Annotated in this window: 17 protein-coding genes and 1 tRNA gene; 15 read left to right on the top strand and 3 right to left on the bottom strand. The window is 73.2% G+C overall.

What is annotated here, in order from left to right; genetic code table 11:
* Positions 1-48 precede the first annotated feature (48 nt).
* The 14 genes from ACZ6H8_RS02615 to ACZ6H8_RS02550 all read left to right on the top strand — a co-directional run bounded on the left by ACZ6H8_RS02615 (position 49) and on the right by ACZ6H8_RS02550 (position 16,822).
* Positions 49-1,053: an alpha-ketoacid dehydrogenase subunit beta gene (locus ACZ6H8_RS02615; RefSeq protein ID WP_464144283.1), complete on the top strand. Its 1,005-nt coding sequence runs from the start codon at positions 49-51 to the stop codon at positions 1,051-1,053.
* Entirely contained in the window at positions 1,050-2,402 is a 1,353-nt protein-coding gene (locus tag ACZ6H8_RS02610; RefSeq protein WP_464144130.1) for a dihydrolipoamide acetyltransferase family protein, read from the top strand. The genes ACZ6H8_RS02615 and ACZ6H8_RS02610 overlap by 4 nt, the downstream gene beginning before the upstream one ends.
* Before the next feature lie 18 nt (positions 2,403-2,420).
* Positions 2,421-4,028: a carboxyl transferase domain-containing protein gene (locus ACZ6H8_RS02605; RefSeq protein WP_464144129.1), complete on the top strand. Its 1,608-nt coding sequence runs from the start codon at positions 2,421-2,423 to the stop codon at positions 4,026-4,028.
* Entirely contained in the window at positions 4,028-6,049 is a 2,022-nt protein-coding gene (locus ACZ6H8_RS02600) for an acetyl/propionyl/methylcrotonyl-CoA carboxylase subunit alpha (protein WP_464144128.1), read from the top strand. Before ACZ6H8_RS02605 ends, ACZ6H8_RS02600 begins: the two co-directional genes overlap by 1 nt.
* Positions 6,046-6,558: a MaoC family dehydratase gene (locus ACZ6H8_RS02595; RefSeq protein WP_464144126.1), complete on the top strand. Its 513-nt coding sequence runs from the start codon at positions 6,046-6,048 to the stop codon at positions 6,556-6,558. The genes ACZ6H8_RS02600 and ACZ6H8_RS02595 overlap by 4 nt, the downstream gene beginning before the upstream one ends.
* Entirely contained in the window at positions 6,555-7,442 is an 888-nt protein-coding gene (locus ACZ6H8_RS02590; protein ID WP_464144122.1) for an HpcH/HpaI aldolase/citrate lyase family protein, read from the top strand. Before ACZ6H8_RS02595 ends, ACZ6H8_RS02590 begins: the two co-directional genes overlap by 4 nt.
* On the top strand, positions 7,439-8,662 hold the full coding sequence (locus tag ACZ6H8_RS02585) for an acyl-CoA dehydrogenase family protein (protein ID WP_464144118.1): 1,224 nt from the start codon (positions 7,439-7,441) through the stop codon (positions 8,660-8,662). The genes ACZ6H8_RS02590 and ACZ6H8_RS02585 overlap by 4 nt, the downstream gene beginning before the upstream one ends.
* A gap of 88 nt (positions 8,663-8,750) precedes the next feature.
* Positions 8,751-10,193, top strand: a complete 1,443-nt coding sequence (locus ACZ6H8_RS02580) for a YibE/F family protein (RefSeq protein WP_464144114.1) — start codon at positions 8,751-8,753, stop codon at positions 10,191-10,193.
* A gap of 74 nt (positions 10,194-10,267) precedes the next feature.
* Positions 10,268-11,137: an ROK family protein gene (locus tag ACZ6H8_RS02575; RefSeq protein WP_464144111.1), complete on the top strand. Its 870-nt coding sequence runs from the start codon at positions 10,268-10,270 to the stop codon at positions 11,135-11,137.
* A gap of 28 nt (positions 11,138-11,165) precedes the next feature.
* Positions 11,166-11,238, top strand: a tRNA-Ala gene (locus ACZ6H8_RS02570).
* 114 nt (positions 11,239-11,352) lie between these two features.
* Positions 11,353-13,059 carry a PucR family transcriptional regulator gene (locus ACZ6H8_RS02565; protein ID WP_464144109.1) on the top strand — a complete coding sequence of 569 codons (1,707 nt, stop codon included), beginning with the start codon at positions 11,353-11,355 and terminating at the stop codon, positions 13,057-13,059.
* 129 nt (positions 13,060-13,188) lie between these two features.
* Entirely contained in the window at positions 13,189-14,184 is a 996-nt protein-coding gene (locus ACZ6H8_RS02560; RefSeq protein ID WP_464144107.1) for an ABC transporter permease, read from the top strand.
* Positions 14,181-16,046, top strand: coding sequence for a dipeptide/oligopeptide/nickel ABC transporter permease/ATP-binding protein (locus tag ACZ6H8_RS02555; protein ID WP_464144105.1), 1,866 nt, complete (start codon positions 14,181-14,183; stop codon positions 16,044-16,046). Before ACZ6H8_RS02560 ends, ACZ6H8_RS02555 begins: the two co-directional genes overlap by 4 nt.
* Positions 16,043-16,822 carry an ABC transporter ATP-binding protein gene (locus ACZ6H8_RS02550; protein WP_464144103.1) on the top strand — a complete coding sequence of 260 codons (780 nt, stop codon included), beginning with the start codon at positions 16,043-16,045 and terminating at the stop codon, positions 16,820-16,822. The genes ACZ6H8_RS02555 and ACZ6H8_RS02550 overlap by 4 nt, the downstream gene beginning before the upstream one ends.
* A 4-nt stretch (positions 16,823-16,826) precedes the next feature.
* Here the strand turns inward: ACZ6H8_RS02550 and ACZ6H8_RS02545 are convergent, their stop codons facing one another.
* From ACZ6H8_RS02545 to ACZ6H8_RS02535, 3 genes are read right to left on the bottom strand one after another with little or no spacing between them, the layout of a single operon-like run.
* Complete coding sequence (locus tag ACZ6H8_RS02545) at positions 16,827-18,764, bottom strand: S9 family peptidase (RefSeq protein ID WP_464144101.1); 1,938 nt, start codon at positions 18,762-18,764, stop codon at positions 16,827-16,829.
* A complete protein-coding gene (menC, locus tag ACZ6H8_RS02540) occupies positions 18,761-19,885 on the bottom strand; it encodes an o-succinylbenzoate synthase (protein ID WP_464144098.1) in 1,125 nt (374 codons plus the stop codon). Before menC ends, ACZ6H8_RS02545 begins: the two co-directional genes overlap by 4 nt.
* Entirely contained in the window at positions 19,882-20,742 is an 861-nt protein-coding gene (locus ACZ6H8_RS02535) for a hypothetical protein (protein ID WP_464144095.1), read from the bottom strand. The genes menC and ACZ6H8_RS02535 overlap by 4 nt, the downstream gene beginning before the upstream one ends.
* 238 nt (positions 20,743-20,980) lie before the next feature.
* On the opposite strand from ACZ6H8_RS02535, the gene ACZ6H8_RS02530 reads away from it, so the two are divergent.
* A complete protein-coding gene (locus ACZ6H8_RS02530; protein WP_464144091.1) occupies positions 20,981-21,868 on the top strand; it encodes a serine hydrolase in 888 nt (295 codons plus the stop codon).
* The last annotated feature ends 2 nt before the right edge of the window (positions 21,869-21,870 follow it).

Below are 21,870 nucleotides of genomic sequence, written 5' to 3'. Positions count from 1 at the left end.
CAGCAGCAGGCGCCTCAGGAGCAGGCGCCGGAGCAGCAGCCGACGCAGATGCAGCTCGGCAAGGCCCTCGGTGCCGCGATGCACGACGCCCTCGAGGCCGACGACCGCGTCTTCCTCATGGGTGAGGACATCGGTGCGCTCGGCGGCGTCTTCCGCGTGACCGACGGCCTGCAGGCCACGTTCGGGCCGAAGCGCGTCATCGACTCGCCGCTGGCGGAGTCGGCGATCATCGGCACCGCGATCGGCATGGCCTACCGCGGCTACCGGCCGGTCGTCGAGATCCAGTTCGACGGCTTCATCTACCCGGGCTTCGACCAGATCGTCGCGCAGGTCGCCAAGCTGCACTACCGCACGAAGGGGCGCGTGCGGATGCCGCTCACGATCCGCGTGCCCTACGGCGGCGACATCGGCTCGGTCGAGCACCACTCCGAGAGCCCCGAGTCGTACTTCGCGCACACTGCGGGCCTGCGGGTCGTGACGGCGTCGACGCCGCAGGAGGCGTACTCGACCCTGCGCGCCGCGATCGCGAGCGACGACCCCGTGCTGTTCTTCGAGCCGAAGTCCCGCTACTGGTCGAAGGGCGACGTGGATCGCACGATCGTGCGCGACCTCGACTCGGCCGAGGTGCTCGTGCACGGTCGCGACGTCACGCTCGCGACCTACGGTCCCGTCGTGAAGACGGCGCTCGACGCCGCCGTCGCGGCGTCCGACGAGGGCATCGAGATCGAGGTCATCGACCTGCGCTCCATCTCGCCGCTCGACGTCGACGCCGTCGTGGCGAGCGTGGAGCGCACCGGCCGCCTCGTGGTCGCGCACGAGGCGCCCAAGGAGGCGTCGGTGTCGTCGGAGCTCGTCGCGAGCGTCGTCGAGCGGGCGTTCGCGTCGCTGCAGGCGGCACCCGAGCGCGTCACCGCCTACGACACCCCGTATCCGCCGAGCGCCTTCGAGGAGGCGTACCTGCCGAGCGTCGACCGCATCCTCGACGCCGTCGACCGCACGCTCGGTCGCCGCAGCTCGCGCTCGGTCGCGACGACCACGGGAGGCACCCGATGACCACCTTCAGGCTGCCGGACCTCGGCGAGGGACTCACGGAGTCCGAGATCGTGCGCTGGCTCGTCGCCGAGGGCGACGAGGTCGAGCTGAACCAGATCCTCGCGGAGGTCGAGACGGCGAAGGCCGTCGTCGACCTGCCGAGCCCCTACGCGGGCGTCGTGCGCCGCCTGCACGCGGGCGAAGGGGAGACGATCGCCGTCGGCGCACCGCTCATCGACTACGACGTCGAGGGTGCAGAGCCCGCCGGCGGCGACGCACCGCGTGCCGACGCGGCGATGGAGCCAGCCGCGGCGGAGCCCACCGAGGCACGGGAGCCCGACGCGCAGCCGGCACCCGCGGAGCCCGTCGAGGACAGGAAGCCCGCAGACACGAAGCCCGTCGAGGAGCGCGTGAGCGTGCTCGTCGGCTCGGTGAAGCTCGGCACGGGCGCGAGGGCCACGCGCCGTCGCCGCACGTTCGAGCCCACGCCGTTCGTGCGCGACGAGCGCCGCCCGGCCAAGGCGTACCCGCCCGTGCGAGCCCTCGCTCGTCAGCGCGGCATCGACCTCACCGCGATCGAGCCGACGGGGGAGGACGGCGTCGTCACGCGTGCCGACCTCGACCGCATCGGCTCGGCGCCTGCGGCGCAGGCCCAGGCCGCGACGCCGACGCGCACGTCACGGCGCGAGCGCGTCACGGGCCTGCGCAAGCACACGGCGAAGGCCATGACGGCCTCGGCGTTCACCGCACCGCACGCCGCCGTGTTCCTGCAGGTCGACGTGACCGAGACGCGCGAGCTCGTCGAGCTGCTCAAGGGGCGGGCACGCGGCGAGGCGTCGCCGACGTTCCTGTCGATGGCGTGCCGCGCCATCCTGCTCGCCGCCGCACGCACGCCAGAGGTCAACAGCACCTTCCACGCCGACGCGAACGAGATCGAGGTGCACGGCGCCGTCAACCTCGGCGTCGCCGTGGCCACCGACCGCGGCCTGGTCGTGGCGAGCGTCGACGACGCCGACCGGCTCGATGCGACCGAGCTCGCCGGCGCCATCCGCACGCAGGCCGAGCGTGCCCGCGCGGGCGAGCTGACGCCCGCCGAGCTCACGTCGTCGACCCTCACGGTGTCGAACGTCGGCGTCTTCGGCGTCGACGGCGGCGTGCCCATCCTCAACCCGGGCGAGTCGGTGATCCTCGCGCTCGGCACCGTGCGCCGCACGCCGTGGGAGCACCGGGGCGAGATCGCGCTGCGCGACGTCATGCAGATCACGGTCTCGTTCGACCACCGCGTGCTCGACGGCAAGGAGGCGAGCGCGTTCATCGCCGACGTCGGCGCGCTGCTCGAGCACCCCGGCCTCGCGCTGGCGAGGCGCTGACGATGGGAGGGCACTGACGTGGAACGGCTCACGACGACCGTCGACGCTGCCTCGCCTGAGGGCACGGCGCGCGCCGATGCCATGCGCGGGCTCGTCGCCGACCTGCGCGATCGGCTCGAGCACGCGGCGCTCGGCGGCCCCGAGCGCTCGCGCGAGCGCCACGTCGCCCGCGGCAAGCTGCTGCCCCGCGACCGCGTCGAGCGGCTGCTCGACGCCGGCAGCCCGTTCCTCGAGGTCGCACCGCTGGCCGCGACCGGCATGTACGACGACGAGGCGCCGGCGGCCGGCGTCATCGCAGGCATCGGCCTCGTCTCGGGCCGTCACGTCATGATCGTCGCGAACGATGCGACGGTGAAGGGCGGCACCTACTTCCCGATGACGGTCAAGAAGCATCTGCGGGCGCAGGAGATCGCGGCCGAGAACCGCCTGCCGTGCGTCTACCTCGTCGACTCGGGCGGCGCCTACCTGCCGATGCAGGACGAGGTCTTCCCCGACCGCGAGCACTTCGGCCGCATCTTCTACAACCAGTCGCGCATGAGCGCGGCCGGCATCGCGCAGATCGCATGCGTCATGGGCTCGTCGACCGCTGGCGGCGCGTACGTGCCCGCCATGAGCGACGAGACGGTCATCGTGGCGCAGCAGGGCACGATCTTCCTCGGCGGACCGCCGCTCGTGAAGGCCGCGACCGGCGAGGTCGTCTCGGCCGAGGACCTCGGCGGCGGCGAGCTGCACACGACGGTCTCGGGCGTCGCCGACCACCTCGCCGACGACGACGAGCACGGCCTGCGCATCGTGCGCGACATCGTCGCGACGCTGCCGCCGAGCCCCGCCCCGCCGTGGGAGGTGCTCGCCGCCTCCGAGCCCGCCGTCGACCCCGCGACGCTCGCCGCCGCGGTGCCGCCGGACCTGCAGACGCCCTACGACGTGCGCGAGGTCATCGCGAGGGTCGTCGACGACTCCGCGTTCCACGAGTTCAAGGCTGGCTTCGGCACGACGCTCGTCACGGGCTTCGCACGCATCTGGGGCCACCCGGTCGGCATCGTCGCGAACGCGGGCGTGCTGTTCTCGGAGTCGGCGCAGAAGGGCGCGCACTTCATCGAGCTGTGCGACCAGCGCGGCATCCCCCTCGTGTTCCTGCAGAACATCGCCGGCTTCATGGTCGGCAGCGAGTACGAGCGCGGCGGCATCGCCAAGCACGGCGCGAAGATGGTCACGGCCGTCTCGTGCGCGCGCGTGCCGAAGCTCACGGTCGTGATCGGCGGCTCGTTCGGGGCGGGCACGTACTCGATGTGCGGCCGTGCCTACTCGCCGAGGTTCCTGTGGCTGTGGCCCACCGCACGCGTGTCGGTCATGGGTGGTCCGCAGGCGGCGTCGGTGCTCTCGACGGTCAAGCGCGACCAGATCGAGGCGGCGGGCGGCACGTGGACGGCGGCGGAGCAGGACGCGTTCGAGGCGCCCGTCCGCGCGCAGTACGAGCAGCAGGGATCCCCGTTCTACTCCACCGCGCGTCTGTGGGACGACGGCGTCATCGATCCCGCCGACACGCGCCGCGTGCTCGGTCTCGCCCTCGACGTCGTCGGCCGTGCGCCGATGCCCGACGTGCGCTACGGCGTCTTCAGGATGTGATGGCCGTGCTGCAGAAGGTCCTCATCGCCAATCGCGGCGAGATCGCCGTGCGCATCGTGCGCACGCTCGACCGGCTCGGGATCGCCTCCGTCGCCGTGTACTCCGACGCCGACGTCGACGCACCCCACGTGCGCGCCGCGGGCGAGGCCGTGCGCCTCGGCCCCGCCGACGCGAGGCAGTCGTACCTCGCGATCGACCGCGTCGTCGCCGCCGCCGTCGCGACCGGCGCCGACGCCATCCACCCCGGCTACGGCTTCCTCGCCGAGTCCGCCGCCTTCGCCCGCGCGTGCGCCGACGCGGGCATCGTGTTCGTCGGCCCCGGCCCCGCCGCCATCGACACGATGGGCGACAAGATCCGCGCCCGCGCCGCCGTCGAGGCGCGCGGCGTCGCCACCGTGCCCGGCATCGCCGAGCCCGGTCTCGACGACGACGCGCTCGTCGCGGGCGCCGAGCGCATCGGCTACCCCGTGCTCGTGAAGCCCTCCGCGGGTGGTGGCGGCAAGGGCATGCACCGCGTGGACGATCCCGCCGATCTGCCTGCCGCGCTGCAGCAGGCGCGCCGCGAGGCTGCGGCGGCGTTCGGCGACGACACGCTCTTCGTCGAGCGGTTCGTCGCGAACCCTCGCCACATCGAGGTGCAGGTGCTCGCCGACGCGCACGGCCGCGTCATCCACCTCGGCGAGCGCGAGTGCTCCTTGCAGCGCAGGCACCAGAAGGTGATCGAGGAGGCGCCCAGCGCCCTCCTCACCGACGAGCAGCGCGCCGCGATCGGCACGGCGGCGTGCGAGACGGCGCGCTCGGTCGGCTACGTCGGTGCAGGCACCGTCGAGTTCATCGTCTCGGCCGACCGGCCGGACGAGCCGTTCTTCATGGAGATGAACACGCGGCTGCAGGTCGAGCACCCCGTGACGGAGGCCGTGACGGGCGTCGACCTCGTCGAGCAGCAGCTGCGCGTGGCAGCCGGCGAGCCGCTGGGCATCGCGCAGGAGCAGGTGCGTCTGTCGGGCCACGCGATCGAGGCGCGTGTGTACGCGGAGGACCCAGCGGCTGGCTTCCTGCCGACGGGTGGCGAGATCGTCGCGCTCACCTGGCCGGCCGGCGTGCGCGTGGATGCGGGCGTCGAGCGCGGCTCGGTGGTCTCGTCGAGCTACGACCCCATGCTCGCGAAGGTCATCGCGCACGCCGCGACTCGCGAGCAGGCCATCGCGAGGCTCGACGAGGCGCTCGCGGCCACGCACGTGCTGGGCGTGACGACGAACGTGCCGTTCCTGCGCGCGCTGCTCGCAGAGCCCGCCGTCGTCGCGGGCGACCTCGACACGGGACTCATCGACCGCGAGGCCGAGCGGCTCGTCGCACGGCCCGTGCCGGCCGGCGTGCTCGCCCAGGCGGCGCTCGTGCTGCTCGACCGTGCACCGCGGGGCGAGCGCGCATGGGGCCGCGACGGCTGGCGCGTCGGCGGCGCCCGCGGCGCGTCGGTGCGCCTCGCCGACGGTGACGGCATCGCGACCGTGACGCTGCTGCCGGGCGGCGATGGCCGCGCGGGGGACTTCGGGTTCATCGGCGGGCACGCGCCCGCGCTGCCCGTCCAGATGCGCGTCGAGCGTGCCAGGTCGTACGCCACGATCATCGAGCTCGAACGGCCGCGCGCCACGCACGTCACCGCCGACGGCGACGTGTGGCTCGCGCTGTCGAGCGGCGACTGGCTCGTCGAGCACGCCCGCCCCGCGGTGCGCGCCCGCGCCGGCGCGTCCGCGTCGCCCACGCTCGCCTCGCCCATGCCCGGCACGGTCGTGGCGGTGCACGCCGCAGACGGCGACGTCGTCGAGGAGGGGCAGGCGCTCGTGAGCGTCGAGGCCATGAAGATGGAGCACGTGCTGCGCGCGCCGACGACGGGGGCCGCCCGCATCCACGTCGCCGTCGGCGACACGGTGCGGCGCGGGCAGGAGGTCGCGGCCGTCGAGGTCGCCGCCGAGCCCGCCGACGCGGCGCGCGCAGCAGCAGAGGCAGAGGGGGAGCGATGACCGAGCGCCGCATCCGGCAGCGAGGGCTGTGGTTCGACGAGTACGAGCCGGGCACGATCTACGAGCACCGACCGGGTCGCACGATGACCGAGGCCGACAACGTGCTGTTCACGACGCTCACGATGAACACGCAGTCGCTGCACCTCGACGCCGCATGGGCCTCGGGCACCGAGTTCGGCGAGCGGCTCGTGAACTCGATGCACACGCTCTCGACGCTCGTGGGGCTCTCGGTGGCGCAGCTCACGCAGGGCACGATCGTGGCGAACCTCGGCTTCGGCGAGATCCGCTTCCCCGCGCCCGTGCGGCACGGCGACACGCTCTACGCCGAGACGCGCGTCGTCGACGCTCGGCCCTCGTCGTCGCGGCCGGGCCAGGGCATCGTGACGCTCGAGCACACGGGGCGCAACCAGCACGGCGAGGTCGTGGCCGTCGCGACGCGCAGCGTGCTCATGCAGGGACGCCCGGACGCGGACGCCCATGCGGGCGACGACGCGCAGGAGCAGCAGTGACCTTCGCGATGGGGCCTGCGCTGCTCTTCTGCCCAGGCGACCGGCCCGACCGGTTCGGCAAGGCCGCCGACCGTGCGGACGCCGTGATCCTCGACCTCGAGGATGCCGTCGCACCCGCGGCGAAGGCAGCGGCTCGCGAGGCGATCGCATCGGCGACGCTCGATCCGGCGCGCACGATCGTGCGCGTCAACGCCGTCGCCGAGGGCATGCTCGACGCCGACCTCGACGCCGTGCGCCGTGCGGGCATCACGACCGTCATGCTCGCCAAGACGGAGTCGGCGGCCGACCTCGACGCGTTCGCAGGCCTAGACGTCGTCGCGCTGTGCGAGACCGCCGCCGGCGTCGTGCACGCCGTCGAGATCGCCGCGCACGAGCGCGTCGTCGCCCTCATGTGGGGCGCCGAGGACCTCGTGGCCTCCATCGGCGGCACCTCGAGCCGCGACGCGACCGGCGCCTACCGCGCGGTCGCGATGCATGCGCGCAGCCACGTGCTGCTCGCCGCCGCCGCCCACGGCCGCGCCGCGATCGACGCGATCCGCACCGACATCGCCGACGTCGACGGGTGTCGCGACGAGGCGCTCGACGCAGCCGCCTCCGGATTCGCGGCGAAGGCGGCCATCCATCCCGCGCACGTCGCCCCCATCCGCGACGCCTTCGCGCCCACGACCGAGCAGCTCGCGTGGGCGCAGCGCGTGCTCGCCGCCGCAGCCGAGCAGCCAGGAGCCTTCCGATTCGAGGGCGCCATGGTCGACGAGCCGATCCTGCGGCACGCGCGCAGCGTGCAGGCCCGCGGCGCCGCCGCCCCCGACGCCACCCAGACCACCCCGCCCATCCGGCAGGGCGACCCCATCGACGTGCCACGAGCACACGAGGAGGAATCATGACCGCCATCGACCACCAGGCGACGACGAGCGAGCTGCCCGTCGACGGCACCGAGATGCTCGAGCCCGAGCTCCAGCGCCTTGCCGCGCAGGTGCGCACGTTCGCAGACGAGACGATCGCGCCCGCGAGCTACGAGTACGACACGCAGCGTCGCCTGCCCATCGAGATCATCCGCCAGATGGGCGACATGGGACTGTTCGGCCTGCCGCTGCCGACCGAGTACGGCGGACAGGGCAAGTCGTACCTGCACCTGTGCGTCGCCGTCGAGCAGCTCGCGCGCGTCGACCAGTCGATCGCCGTCACGCTCGAGGCGGGCCTCGGTCTCGGAGCCATGCCCATCTACCGCTTCGGCACCGAGGAGCAGCGCCGCACCTACCTGCCGAGCCTCGCTCGGGGCGAGGGCCTCGCCGCCTTCGGCCTCACCGAGGCGGGCGCGGGCTCCGACGCCGGCGCCACGAAGACGACCGCGACGCTCGCCGACGGCTGGTGGACGATCGACGGGACGAAGCAGTACATCACGAACTCCGGCACGCCCATCACGAACGTCGTGACCGTCACGGCCGTCACCGGCGAGGTCGAGAAGCGCGACGGCACCCGCGGCCCCGAGCTGTCGACGATCATCGTGCCCGTGCCGATCGAGGGCTTCACGGCGCTGCCCGCCTACGACAAGGTCGGCTGGCACACCTCCGACACGCACCCGCTCGTGTTCGACGGCGTGAAGGTGCCAGAGGGCAACCTGCTCGGCGAGCGGGGGCGCGGGTTCGCGAACTTCCTCTCGGTGCTCGACGAGGGCCGCGTGGCGTTCGCCGCGCTGTGCGTCGGAGCCGCGCAGGGATGCCTCGAGCAGGCCATCGCGCACGCCAAGCGCCGCGTCGTGTTCGACCGTCCCATCGGCGACAACCAGCACATCGCCTTCACGATCGCACGCATGCAGGCGCGCGTCGCCGGCGCGCGCGCCGTCATGCACGACGCCGCCCGTCGCATCGACGCAGGCCTGCCGTTCACGAAGGAGGCGTCGCTGGCGAAGCTCATCGGCTCGGAGGCCGCGATGGCGAACGCCGCCGACGCGACGCAGATCTGGGGCGGTGCCGGCTTCATGAACGAGAACGTCGTCGCACGCCACTACCGCGACTCGCGCATCCTCACCCTCGGCGAGGGCTCGACCGAGGTGCAGCTGGCGATCATCGCCAGGTCGCTGGGCTTCGAGAAGTCGTTCGGCTGAGGCCGGACCCCCTCGCGATCGAGGCGCGTCGCCGCACGGCGACGCGCCTCGCCTGCGTGGGGCGGCCGCCCCGGTATCGTCGCCCGCGATGAGCGGGGGACGCATGGGACGGCACGGCGGGCTGCAGCACGGGCCGAGGCACGACGAGGACGACGCGCACGACGTCGACCCCGTGCTCGACGCCGAGGTGCGCAGGCGCGAGCGGCTGCGCGACCGCGTGCTGGGCAGGCAGCGCGCCGCTGCGCATCCCGAGGATCACGCGCACGGGCACGCCCACGGACCCGCCGCGCCCGCGACGCCGCGCACGCGCCTCGTGCTCGCGGCGCTGCTGGGGCCCATGCTGCTCGTCGCGCTCATCGGCATGGCCATCCTCTGGCCGCATGCCGACGAGATGCCCGAGTCGCTCCCGTTCGCAGCGGAGGGCGCCGAGGTGCTGCAGGTCGAGTCGACGGGCGTGCCCGATGCGGCGTCGCAGATCGTCACGGCCACGCTCGACGGCGAGGACATCACCGTCACGGTGCCGCCAGAGGTCATCGAGTCGATCGGCCCCGGCGACCAGCTGCGCGTGCTCTACATCCCCGAGGCGGCCATCTACGGCAGCCCGTACGTCTTCATCGACTTCGCCCGCGAGATCCCGCTGTGGATCCTCGCAGCGCTGTACGTGCTCGTCGTCGCGCTCGTCGCGAGATGGCGTGGCCTCGCGGCGATCGTCGGCCTCGTGGGCGCCGGCGCCATGATCCTGCTGTTCACGCTGCCTGCGCTGCTCACGGGGCAGCCGGGACTGCCGGTGGCGCTCGTGACGAGCGCCGTCGTCATGTTCATCGTGCTGTACGTCGCGCACGGGTTCACCGCGAGGACGTCGACCGCGTTGCTCGGCACGCTCATCGGCCTCGCCTTCACGGCCGTCATCGGCTGGTTCGCGACGCAGGGCACGAGCATGACGGGCACGGCGACCGAGGATGCCCGGCTGCTGCTCATCCGCGCCGACCTCGACCTGCAGCAGGTGTTCCTGTGCGGGCTCGTGCTCGCGGGCATGGGTGTGCTGAACGACGTCACGATCACGCAGGCGTCGGCCGTGTGGGAGCTGCGCGCCGCATCGCCGCTGGCATCCCGGCGCGAGCTCTTCGGACGTGCGATGCGCATCGGCCGCGACCACATCGCCTCGACCGTGTACACGATCGCGTTCGCCTACGTCGGCGCCGCGCTGCCGGTGCTCATGATCATGGTGCTCACCGACGCACCCGGGAACGTCGGATGGACGACGGGGCAGATCGCCGAGGAGGTCGTGCGCACGCTCGTCGGGTCGATCGGCCTCGTGCTGGCCATCCCGATCACGACGGTGATCGCCGCGCTCGTCGTGCCCTCGCCGGAGGAGCTCGAGGAGGTCGAGGAGGAGGCAGCTGCCGACGCGACGGGCGAGCTCGTCGTCGTCGACGTGCTCGGCCTGGGCGACGGCGCCGACGGCGGCGGGCTGCGCGACGACGAGCGCCCCGACCCCGCTGCCGAGGACGAGGTGCGCAGGCAGCGCTGACCCGCGCGCCCGTCAGGGAGCGCCGCCCGCGCCGGTCTACGATCGATCCGGCTGATCGACGAGGGAGCATCCGCATGCAGCAGCAGACCGTGCCGGTCCTCGAGATCGGCGGCACGCACGTGACCGCTGCGCTCGTCGACCTCGTCTCGCACGGCGTGCTCGCCGAGCATCGCGGGCATCCGGACGCGCAGGGCTCGGCCGAGCACATCCTTGCCGGGTGGATCGAGACGGCACGACTGCTCGGCCCCGTCGAGGGCGGCTGGGTGGTGGCGATGCCTGGGCCGTTCGACTACGACACGGGCATCGGCCGCTTCCGCGACGTCGGCAAGTTCGACAGCCTCGACGGCGTCGACGTGGGCGCTGCGCTGCGCGAGGCGCTCGGCGCCGACGTGCGCTTCGTGAACGACGCCGACGCGTACGGGCTCGGCGAGTGGTTCGCGGGCGCAGCGGAGGGCTCGACGCGCGCAGTGCTGCTGACGCTCGGCACGGGACTCGGCAGCGCGTTCGTCGCCGACGGATCGCCGGTGACGGCGGGGGAGTCGGTGCCGCTCGACGGCGAGATCCACTTCGAGTCGGTGCGCGGCCTGCCCGTCGAGGACGTCGTCTCGCGTCGAGCCCTCATGGCGGCGGGACTCGTCGCGACGGGGCTCGACCGCGACGTGCACGACCTCGCGATCGCCGCGCGCGACGGCGAGCGCGGCGCGGCCGACGTGCTCGCGTCCGGCTTCGCCGCCGTCGGCGAGGTCATCCGCCCGTGGCTCGAGCGCTTCGGTGCGGAGGTGCTCGTGATCGGCGGGTCGATGTCGCGCTCGTGGGATCTCGTCGAGCCCGCGGTGCGCTCGGGCCTCGGCGGGTGGGAGGGTCGCCTGGAGCGCGCATCGCTCGGCGACACGGCACCGCTGCTGGGAGCCGCATGGTTCGGTCGGGGGTCGACGGTGGTGTAGGCTTGTCGAGTCGCTTCGGCGACGATGAGGGTCTGTGGCGCAGCTGGTAGCGCACCTGCATGGCATGCAGGGGGTCGGGAGTTCGAGTCTCCCCAGATCCACCGAAGGAGCACTGCTCCATCACGCGAGAAGCCCCGCCGCACGGCGGGGCTTCCGTCGTCTTCGGCCGGTTCGCGCGGAGCACGCACGCCGCGGCGAGCCGCTAGCGTGAGCAGATGCTGCCAGCCACCTCCGCATCGCACGCGGGCAGGAGCGTGACCGACGTGCACGGGCTCGACGAGCGGGCGTCCGCCGCATGGCCGCGCCCCACGATCGAGCGCATGCTCGACGACCTCGGCTCGACGTTCCTGTCGCCGCTCGCGCCGCTGCCGGATCCGTCGCGCCGCATCGGCGGCGTGCTCGTGTACGACCCGCTCGACACGCAGGCGGTCCCGCACGGCGCCGTCGTGCTCGGCGTCGGCCTCGCCGACGGCGAGCAGCTGCGCGCGGTGCTCGGCCTCGCGGGTGCGCAGCGAGCGAGCGCCATCGTGCTGCGCGAGCCCGTCGCGGTCGACGACGCCACAGCCGCCGTCGCCCGCGACGAGGGGATCGCGCTGCTGGGGCTCACGCGCGGCGCGTCGTGGGCGCAGCTGAGCACCATGGTGGGCGCGCTGCTGGCCGTGCCGGACGCCTCCGCAGCCGACGGCACGATCGGCGGGCTGCCCAGCGGCGACCTCTTCACGCTCGCGAACGCCATCTCGTCGATGCTCGACGCGCCCATCACGATCGAGGACCGCAACTCGCGCGTCATCGCCTTCTCGAGCAGGCAGGCGGAGGCGGACGCCTCGCGCGTCGCCACGATCCTCGAGCGACAGGTGCCGGAGCGCTACGCGCGCCTGCTCGCCGAGGCCGGCTTCTTCAAGACGCTCTACTCCTCAGACGGTCCCGCCTCCATCGACCTCGCCGTCGACGGCGAGGAGCTGAAGACCCGTGCCGCGATGGCCGTTCGCGCAGGCGACGAGATCCTCGGATCCATCTGGGCAGCCATCAGCGAGCCGCTGAGCCCCGAGCGCGCCAGCGCGATGCGCGACGCCGCGAAGGTCGTCGCGCTCCACATGCTCAGGATCCGCGCGGGCGCCGACGTGACGCACCGCATGCGCGCCGACCTGCTCAGCACCGCCCTCGAGGGGCGCGAAGGGTCGATGTACGCGCTCGAGCGCCTCGGCATCGCCGACGAGCACGTCGCCGTGTTCGCGGCCGGCTTCGTCGGCGGCGCCGACGAGAGCCTCGACGAGGCCAGCGGCAGGGAGGCCAGGCGCCAGCGCATCGCCGACGCGATCGTCGTGCACCTGGCGGCCGTGCACCCGAAGGCGTGCGCCGCGCTCATCGACGGCACGATCTTCGGCCTCGTGCCCGTCCGCTCGCCCCAGCACGGCGAGGCGCAGGCCGCGCGGCTCGCGGGCGACTTCCTCGCACGCATCGGCGAGGCCACGGGCCTCGCGATCGGCATCGGCAGGGTCACGCCCGGCGCCGTCGGCCTCGTGCCCTCCCGCGACGGCGCCGAGCGGGCGCTGCGCGTGCTGCAGCAGCCGACGTCGACCGCGCGCGTGGCGCTGTTCAGCGACGTGCACGTCGAGTCGCTGCTGCTCGAGCTGCGCGACCGCTTCGCCGTCGGCGGCGAGTGGGCGACCGGTCCCGTCGCACGCCTGCTCGTGCACGACCGCGAGCACGACAGCGAGTTCGTCGAGACCCTGCGCGTCTGGCTCGACTGCATGGGCGACGTGTCGACGGCGGCCGAGCGCCTCCACATCCACCCCAACACCTTCCGCTACCGGCTGCGCAGGCTGGCCGAGGTGGGCGAGATGGACCTCGGCGACGCCGACGCCCGCTTCGCGGCGCAGCTGCAGCTGCGGATCGTGCCGGAGCTCGTGCGCCGCACCTGACCGGCGACGGGCGTCGATTCGATCGCACAACCGCGTCGCCGTCTCTCTGGTCGATCCCACGATGCCTGCGGGCCACCCGCCCGCCAGGCTCGGGAGCACACCGTCCCTGCAGGAGAGGCAAGGTGAGGTTTGGCGACCACGACCACCGTCCTGGCCCTCGCGGCGCAGCAGCGCCGCGGCAACCCCTGGCTGCGGTACCTGGGGCGTCGCGCCATGTACTTCGCGGTGTCGCTCGTGGTGCTCGTCACGCTCGCGTTCCTGCTCGTGCAGCTCATCCCCGGCGACCCGGCGCGTGCGTCGGCAGGCGAGCTCGCATCGCCGGAGGCCGTGGAGGCGCGTCGCGCCGAGCTGGGGCTCGACCAGCCGATCATCGTGCAGTACCTGCGGTTCTGGCTCGGCATCGTCACCGGCGACCTCGGCGACTCGTTCACCTCGCGCACGCCCGTCGTCGACGTGCTCCTGACACGCGCGCCCGCGACGCTCGAGCTCGCGTTCCTCGCGGTCGCCGTCGTGCTCGTCGTCGCGATCCCCACCGGCCTCGCGTTCGGGGCGCTCACGCGCGGCCAGCGCCGCCCGGGCACCGAGGCGGGCTTCACGTCGGTCTCCGCCGTCGTCGCCGTCATCCCGGAGTTCCTGGCCGGCATCGTGCTCGTCTACCTCTTCGCGGTCAACGTGCAGTGGCTGCCCGTCGCGGGTCGCACGGATGCCGCGTCGTACGTGCTGCCCGTCATCGCGCTCGCGCTCGGCCCGACGGCTGCGCTCACGCGCATCGTGCGCGCCGAGACGCTCACGGTGCTCGAGCAGGACTACGTGCGCACGGCACGCTCCCGGCGCATGTCCGCGGCGCGGCTCTACCGCAGGCACGTGCTGCCGAACCTGCTGACGTCGACGCTCACGATCTCCGGTCTGCTGCTGGGCGGCATGATCGCGGGCACGGTGCTGGTCGAGAACATCTTCGCCTGGCCGGGCCTGGGCTCGACGATCGTCTCGTCGATCCAGGGCCAGGACTTCCCGCTCGTGCAGGCGATCATCCTCTTCTACGGCGCCGCGGTGCTCCTCATCAACCTCCTGGTCGACGTCGTGCTCATCGTCATCGACCCGCGCACGGCATTGGATGCAGCATGACGCGGACCACCCGTCGCCTGCTCGCGACGCTCGCCTCCCCGGTCGGCGTCCTCGCGATCGTCGCGTGCCTCGGGCTCGCGTTCCTCACGATCCTCGCCCCCGTGCTGTGGGGCGAGGCCGCCGCCGTCACCGACACGGAGCAGATCTCGCGCCCACCGAGCGCCGAGCACGTGTTCGGCACCGACGGCAGCGGCCGCGACATCCTGCTGCGAACGCTCGTCGCGACCAGGCTGTCGGTGATCATGGCGCTCACCGCCACGCTCGCCGGCGTCGTCGGCGGCGTGCTCGTGGGGCTGCTGCCGCTCATGATCGGCGGTCGCATCGGGCGGCTCGTCGTCGCAGCGATCAACATCGGCGTCGCCTTCCCGAGCCTGCTGCTCGCGATCGCGTTCTCGGTGATCCTCGGGCAGAGCGGCACCGCCGCGACCCTCGCGATCGCCATCGCGATGGTGCCGAGCTACGGCAGGCTCACCCACAACCTCGCAGCCTCCGTCTGGGGCCGCGACTTCGTCTCGGCCGCGCGCGTGCTCGGCGTGCCCGACTGGCGCACCGTGCTGCGCCACGTGCTGCCGAACGTGCGCGACCCGCTGCTCGTGAACGCCGCGATCACGGCGGGCACGGCGCTGCTGGCCTTCGCGGGGCTGTCGTTCCTCGGCCTCGGCATCCAGGTGCCCGAGTACGACTGGGGGCGCATGCTCAACGAGGGCGTGACGCGCATCTTCGTCACGCCGGCGGCAGCGCTCGTGCCAGGAGCGGCGATCATCCTCGCGGGCCTCACGTTCGTGCTCCTGGGCGAGGTGCTCGGCCAGGCGCTGACGCCGACGACGCGCAGGCGTCTGTCGAGGCGACTGCGCCGGTCGTCGCCGCCCGCGAGCCCCGCGTCGACGCGCCCGGTCGACGACGAGGCCGTGCTGTCGGTGCGCGACCTGCGCGTCGCCGCGCCCGGCGCCGACGGACGTTGGCAGCCGCTCGTGCACGGCATCTCGTTCGACGTCGCCCGCGGCGAGATCGTCGGGGTCGTGGGGGAGTCGGGATCCGGCAAGAGCGTGACGCTCATGGCCCTCGCGGGGCTGCTCGACGCGCCGCTGCAGGTCGGCGCGACGTCGGCGACGTTCGACGGCGAGCCGCTGACGCTCGAGACCGATGCGCGCGCGTCGTCGGTCGACCATCGCCTCGGCCGACGGCTCGCGATCGTCTTCCAGGATCCGATGTCGTCGCTGAACCCGGCGCTCACCGTCGGCTCGCAGGTCGCGGAGCCCGGCATCCTGCACCTGGGCATGTCGCGTGCGCAGGCGCGAGCCGCGGCGATCGAGCGCCTCGAGGCGGTGCGGATCCCCGATGCCGCCCGCCGGTACGGGCAGTACCCGCACGAGTACTCCGGGGGCATGCGGCAGCGGGCGATGATCGCGACGGGCCTCATGGGCACGCCTGCGCTCATCCTCGCCGACGAGCCGACCACGGCGCTCGACGTGACGGTGCAGGCCGAGATCCTCGCGCAGCTGCGGCACGTCAACGCCGAGCACGGCACCGCCATCGTGCTCGTCTCGCACGACATCGCCGTCGTCACGTCGCTGTGCACCCGCGTGCTCGTCATGTATCGAGGGCGGCTCGTGGAGGACGTCTCGTCCGCCGACCTCAAGGCGGGACTCGCCACGCATCCGTACACGCGCGCGCTGCTCGCGACGGTGCCGACCATGTCGACGCCGCGAGGCGAGCCGATGGCGTCGATCCCCGACGACGCGGACTTCACGGACGGCGCGACGACGGCGGACGCCGGGGTCGAGGTCGTGCGGGCCGCCGACGACCCCGCGCTCGTCGACGCGTTCGGCGATCAGGATCCGGCGATGGAGGAGACCGCATGAGCATGCCGCTTTCGTTCGAGGCCGTCACCGTGACGTTCGGGCACGGCGCATCGACGTTCGCCGCCGTGCGCGGCATCGACCTCACCGTGCACCCAGGGGAGATGCTCGGGCTCGTCGGGGAGTCCGGCTCCGGCAAGTCGACGCTCGCCCGTGCGGCGGTGGGCCTGCAGGAGCCCTCTGCCGGGCGCATCCTGCTCGGCGACACCGTCGTCTCCCGTGCACGCGGCGCCGCTGCGCGCGAGCGTCGCCGCGTGCAGATGATCTTCCAAGACCCGCAGTCGTGCTTCGACCCGCGCCGCACCATCGGGCAGTCGATCGACGAGGCGCTCGTGCAGGCCGCGCGACGCGAGGGCACGGCCACGCCCAGCGGCCGAGCGCGCAGCGCCGAGATCGGCGAGCTGCTGCGCGCCGTGGCGCTGCCGGACGCGATGGCCGATCGCATGCCGACGGAGCTCTCCGGCGGTCAGCGGCAGCGCGTCGCGGTCGCTCGGGCCATCGCAGCGCGCCCCTCGGTCGTGCTCGCCGACGAGATCACCTCGGCGCTCGACGTCTCGGTGCAGGGGTCGGTGCTGAACCTGCTGCGCGACCTGCAGCGCGAGCTCGGGTTCTCGGTGCTGTTCATCAGCCACAACCTCGCCGTCGTGCGCGCCGTGTGCGACCGCGTCGCGGTCATGCGGCACGGTGCGCTCGTGGAGGTGGGGGAGACGCTGCAGGTCATCGAGTCGCCCACGGCAGAGTACACGCGCGAGCTCGTCGCGGCCGTGCCGACGCTCTGATCGGTCAGCGCGCCGCGGTGCGCTCCACGACCCAGTCGACGACCCGCTGGTTGTAGTCGCGTCGATGCGCGAGCGGGCCGGTGAGGATGAACAGGTGCGACCCGCCCGGATACAGCACCATCTGCGTCTCGACGCCGTGGTCGCGCAGCCGGGCGTACCAGAGCTCCGCCTGCCCGACCGGGCAGCGCTGGTCGTCGGCGCCGTGCAGGATGAGCGAGGGCGTCGTGACGCGGTCGACGCGACTCGTCGGCGACAGGCGCTCCGCATTGGCGGCGCCGCCGATCTCGAGGTCGCGCAGCAGCCCGCCGAGGTCGCTCGAGGCTCCCTGCGTGTGGTGCTCGCAGACGAGCCCGCCCGGCACCGCGGCGCGGAAGCGGTCGGTCGTCGTCGTCAGCCAGCACGTCATGAAGCCGCCGTAGCTGTAGCCGGTCACCGCGAGGCGATCGGCATCGGCGAGCCCATCGGCGACGAGTCGGTCGAGCGGCTCGAGGAAGTCCTGCTCGTCGCGCTCGCCCCATCCGCCGACCGCCGCCGTGAGGAACGCCTCGCCGTACCCGTCGGAGCCTCGCGGGTTGAGCGTCAGCACGTTCCACCCCTGCGCGGCGAGCACCTGGTGGTAGAGGTGGGCCGTGTCGGCGGTGCCCGTCCACGCGTTGTGCGGGCCGCCGTGGATGTCGAGCAGCGTCGGCGCCGCACCCTCGACGCCCGGCGCGCGCAGCAGCCAGCCGTGCACCGTCGTGCCGTCGGAGATCGCGAACCGCACCGGGCGTGGCTCGCAGAACGCGACCCCCGGCAGCGCGTCGCCCAGATGGTCCGTGAGCCGGACGGGGGAGGAGGTGGGGTCTGCGAGGTCGAGCAGCGCGAGCTCGGCGGGCGCCGCGGGGTCGGACACGCGGATGACGGCGCGCTCGCCCGCGATCGACATGCCGCTCACGACGGCGCCATCGCCGACGGCATGCTGCTGCACCGCATCGGTGGCGAGGTCGAGCGAGCGCACGACCGTCTGCCCGCCCTCGCGCACGCAGAAGACGAGCTCGCCGCCGGGGCCGAAGGCGGGCGCGCCGCCGGGGTAGCCGGGGCCCCCGCCCATGACGTTGCGGTCGAGGTCGGCGGCGAGCACGGTCGCGGCACCGTCCGCTACGTCGAGGCGCACGAGCCTCGCGTGGCCCACGCGGGTCTCGAGGTCGCCGATCGCGACGATCGACGCTGCATCCGGCGTCCACGTGAGGGGTCCACCCACGGCGGTGGCCGCGAACGGGAACCGCACGGAGTCGCGCGGCAGCGCGACGTCGACGAGCCCGACGCGCCGCGCCAGCGGTGCGTCCTCGAGCTCGATCCCCGCGTGCGCGAACGCGATCGTCGCACCGTCCGGCGACCATGCAGGCTCGGTGCAGTGCCCCTCGGAGGTGAGGCGCACGGCGTCTCCGCCCGCGACGGGCACGACGTGCACGTGCATGCGTGCCGTGCCGACCCATCCGAGCCCGTCGGCCTTGAACGAGGGGTCGCCGTCGACGACGAGGGGCGCTGCGGGGGTCGTGGCGTGGTCGTCGACGAGCGCGACGAACGCGAGCGTCGTCCCGTCCGGCGAGAAGGCGGGCGCGCCCACGACGCGCAGACCGGACGTGAGGCGCGTCGGCTCGCCGCCGTCGAGCGGCACGACGTGGATGGCGGCGTCGCCGCCGTCCTTGCGCACGAACGCGACGGTGCGGCCGTCTGGGGAGACCGCGGGGTCGGCGTCGACCTCGCCGCTCGTGAGCGCCACGGAGGCCGGCATGGCATCCGCGTCGTCGCCGAGGGTGAGGACGTGCAGCTGCGACGTGGCAGCGCCAGAGTCGTCGATGCGCGACACGACGTGCACGATGCGCGTGCCGTCCGGCGTGAGCACGGGGCTGCCGGGCTCGACGAACGCGCCGAGGTCGTCGAGGGTGGGCGTGCGGGTCACGGTGCCACCTCCACGAGGCGCGTGCGGAAGCGCTCGAGCCGCTCGGCGTCGATCTCGACCCCGAATCCGGGGCCGGTCGGCACGTCGACGACGCCGTCGTGCATGCGCAGCGGCTCGGTGACGACGTCCTCGGCGTAGAAGCGGTCGGAGCCCGAGATGTCGCCAGGCAGGGTGAAGCCGGGCAGCGCTGCGAGCGCCGCGTTCGCCGCGCGGCCGATGCCCGTCTCGAGCATGCCGCCGCACCAGACGGCGATGCCGTGCGCGCTGGCGATGTCGTGGATGCGCCGCGCCTCCAGGTAGCCGCCGACGCGGCCCGGCTTGACGTTGACGACGGCGGCGGCGCCCAGCACGATCGCGTCGACGGCGGCCTCGGCCGAGTCGATCGACTCGTCGAGGCACATGGGCGTCGTCATGAGGCGCGCGAGCTCGGCGTGCTGCCGGATGTCGGCCTCGCCGAGCGGCTGCTCGATGAGCAGCAGGCCGTGCTCGTCGAGGCGTCGCAGGTGCGCGGCGTCGACGAGGGTGTAGGCGGCGTTCGCGTCGACCTGGAACGGCAGGTCGCCGCCGAACTCGCGGCGCACGGCCGCGACGTGCTCGATGTCGGCGCCCGGCCGGATCTTCAGCTTGATGCGTGCGTAGCCCTCCTCGACGTAGCCGCCGATGACGCCCAGCGTCGCCGCCACCGAGTCCTGGATGCCGACCGACACCCCCGACGGCACCGTCGATCGCACCGCGCCGAGGTACGACGCGAACGACCGGCCCTCCGCGCGCAGCTGCGCGTCGAGGATCGCCATCTCGACCGACGCCTTCGCCATCGGATGCCCGACGATCCGGCGCAGATGATGCGCGACGGTCTCGGCGGTGAGATCCTCCACGGCGAACAGCAGCGGCGCGATCCACCGCTCCACGACCTCCGCTGCGCCGTCGACGTGCTCGGGGGAGTAGAACGGTCGGTCGAGCGCGACGTTCTCGCCCCAGCCCGTCACGGTCTCGCCCGACGCGGTCTCGAGGCGTGCCTCGACGAGGAAGCAGCGCTTGTGCGTCTGCGTCATGAACGACGTCGTGAACGGTGCCACGAGCGGCATCTCGACATGGTGGAGTCGCAGTCCGAGGAGTCTCATGGGGTCCCTTCGCGGTGGAGCACGTACTGGCACGATCTGGTGAAGCCTCGAACGACCCAGTCGTCGGCGAGGAGGGCGGACAGCGCGGCTCGGGTGCGCTCGCGCCAGGCGAGCGCGCGCTGCGGGTCGCTGCGTCGGATCGCCTCCACGTCGCGCGGCACGTGCACGAGCGCGACCGAGGCGTCGGCGGGCGGCATCGACACGTGCGACGGGGCGCCGCCCAGGTCGTCGACGACGACGTGCGCGCCGTCGACGACGAGCTGCGCATGCGCGCCCCGCTTGGGTGGCTCGGCGGCGAGATCCCAGCGCACCAGCATGCGGTCCGAGGGCTGGCCGGCGTTGACGACGTCGGTCATGACGCCGTAGAACTCCGGGTGATACGACACCGCGCGCGCGCCGAGCCCGCGGATGTTGAACGACGCGTTGCGTGCGACGAGCGGATCGTACGTCCACGCCATCGTCGCGATGCCGTGCTCGAGGCACCAGGCGCGCTGGTAGAGCTTGATGGCCCGGCCGATCCCCCTGCCGGTCGCCGACTCGACGAGCCCGACGATGTGGGAGTGGAACGCGGTGCCTGGAGGGCCGCAGAACCCTGCGGCGGCACCGACGGGTCGGTCGCCCTCCATCGCCACCGTCACGAGGTTGCCTGCGTGCGCGATCGCGACGAGCATCGCCGGCTCGAGGATCTGCGTGCCCTGCCTGCTCCACACCGCATCCAGCACCCCGGCGGCGCGCTGCGCCGCTGCAGGGTCGGCGGCGTCGAGCATCGTGATGCCCGCGGCGGCGCACGCCTCGTCGGCGAGCGCGCGCGCCGCGATCGTCGGCATCGCGAGCGCCGACGCGGCCTGCGCTTCCATCACATGTCCCCCTCGGGTGGGAGGCCACGGCAGGCCTCCTCGTCTGATCTCGTGCCAGGTTCGCGCCTCGACGACGGCGCGGCATCATGCAGGCGGATCATCCCCGCAGCCTCCGCTTGTCCGAAGCGACAAGGACGCGCTGCGATGCGAGGTGCGCTGTGCGTCGCGACGAACCCGCGCGTCGATCGTCGTCGTCACGGCCGATGCGCTGCCGCTCAGGGCTGCGGATGCTGGCCGCATGACGCTGCGACGGACGGTCGACGACCTCGAGACGGGCACGGGGCTGACGGCCTTCGTGCATGCGACCGACATCGACGGCGACCGCGAGGTCGGGGTCCGCAGCGGCGCACCGGTCGTGTCGGCGAGCGTGTGCAAGGTGCCCGTGCTCGTCGAGGCGTGCGTGCAGATGGCGACGGGCGAGATCGATCCGCGCAGACGCATCGACCTCGCCGTCGACGACTTCCGCGTGGCCGGACCGACGGGCATCGCCGTGTGCTCGGATCCCGTGTCGATGTCGTTCCGCGACCTGTGCGCCTCGATGATGACGGTGTCCGACAACCGGGCGACCGACGTCGTCATCGACGTGGTGGGCCTCGACCGCATCGCCGCCACCCTGCACGCGCTCGCGCTGCCCGGCACGGTGCTCGAGGGCGACTGCGCGCATCTGCTCGGCGGGCTTCGGGACGACCTGGCGCGCATGGGCGTCGACGCGAAGCACGTCGGCGTCGGCGACGAGGAGGCGCTGCTGCGCACGCGAGCCCTCGATCCCGTGCGCACGAACCGCACGACGCCGCGTGAGGCGACGCGGCTCCTGCGAAGGCTCTGGACCGACGACGGCATCGACCCCGACGCGTGCGCGGAGGCGCGCCGCATCCTCGGCATGCAGGTCTGGTCGCATCGGCTGCGGTCCGGATTCCCGGACGATGCCGTGCGCGTGAGCGGCAAGACGGGCACGCTGCCGATGGTCCGCAACGAGGTCGGCGTCGTCGAGCACCTCGTCGACGGCGGCAGGTACGCCGTCGCGGTGTTCCTGCGCCTGCCTGCCGCTGCGGCCAACCAGCCCCGCATGGATGCGGCGATCGGCGAGATCGCGGCTGCTGCCGTGGCCGAGCTGCGCGCAGCCTGATG

This window comes from Agrococcus sp. AC640b (genome assembly GCF_979255995.1).
Note: the sequence above shows the minus strand (reverse complement) of the source record. Positions and strands in the feature narration are given on the sequence as shown.

What these genes read in the sequence shown, in the direction of transcription:
- ACZ6H8_RS02565 (WP_464144109.1), top strand. Translation starts at nt 11,353, where the DNA reads ATGCTGCCAGCCACCTCCGCATCGCACGCGGGCAGGAGCGTGACCGAC.
- menC (WP_464144098.1), bottom strand. Translation starts at nt 19,885, where the DNA reads ATGAGACTCCTCGGACTGCGACTCCACCATGTCGAGATGCCGCTCGTG.
- ACZ6H8_RS02535 (WP_464144095.1), bottom strand. Translation starts at nt 20,742, where the DNA reads ATGGAAGCGCAGGCCGCGTCGGCGCTCGCGATGCCGACGATCGCGGCG.
- ACZ6H8_RS02575 (WP_464144111.1), top strand. Translation starts at nt 10,268, where the DNA reads ATGCAGCAGCAGACCGTGCCGGTCCTCGAGATCGGCGGCACGCACGTG.
- ACZ6H8_RS02550 (WP_464144103.1), top strand. Translation starts at nt 16,043, where the DNA reads ATGAGCATGCCGCTTTCGTTCGAGGCCGTCACCGTGACGTTCGGGCAC.
- ACZ6H8_RS02585 (WP_464144118.1), top strand. Translation starts at nt 7,439, where the DNA reads ATGACCGCCATCGACCACCAGGCGACGACGAGCGAGCTGCCCGTCGAC.
- ACZ6H8_RS02530 (WP_464144091.1), top strand. Translation starts at nt 20,981, where the DNA reads ATGACGCTGCGACGGACGGTCGACGACCTCGAGACGGGCACGGGGCTG.
- ACZ6H8_RS02555 (WP_464144105.1), top strand. Translation starts at nt 14,181, where the DNA reads ATGACGCGGACCACCCGTCGCCTGCTCGCGACGCTCGCCTCCCCGGTC.
- ACZ6H8_RS02600 (WP_464144128.1), top strand. Translation starts at nt 4,028, where the DNA reads ATGGCCGTGCTGCAGAAGGTCCTCATCGCCAATCGCGGCGAGATCGCC.
- ACZ6H8_RS02595 (WP_464144126.1), top strand. Translation starts at nt 6,046, where the DNA reads ATGACCGAGCGCCGCATCCGGCAGCGAGGGCTGTGGTTCGACGAGTAC.
- ACZ6H8_RS02615 (WP_464144283.1), top strand. Translation starts at nt 49, where the DNA reads ATGCAGCTCGGCAAGGCCCTCGGTGCCGCGATGCACGACGCCCTCGAG.
- ACZ6H8_RS02610 (WP_464144130.1), top strand. Translation starts at nt 1,050, where the DNA reads ATGACCACCTTCAGGCTGCCGGACCTCGGCGAGGGACTCACGGAGTCC.
- ACZ6H8_RS02580 (WP_464144114.1), top strand. Translation starts at nt 8,751, where the DNA reads ATGAGCGGGGGACGCATGGGACGGCACGGCGGGCTGCAGCACGGGCCG.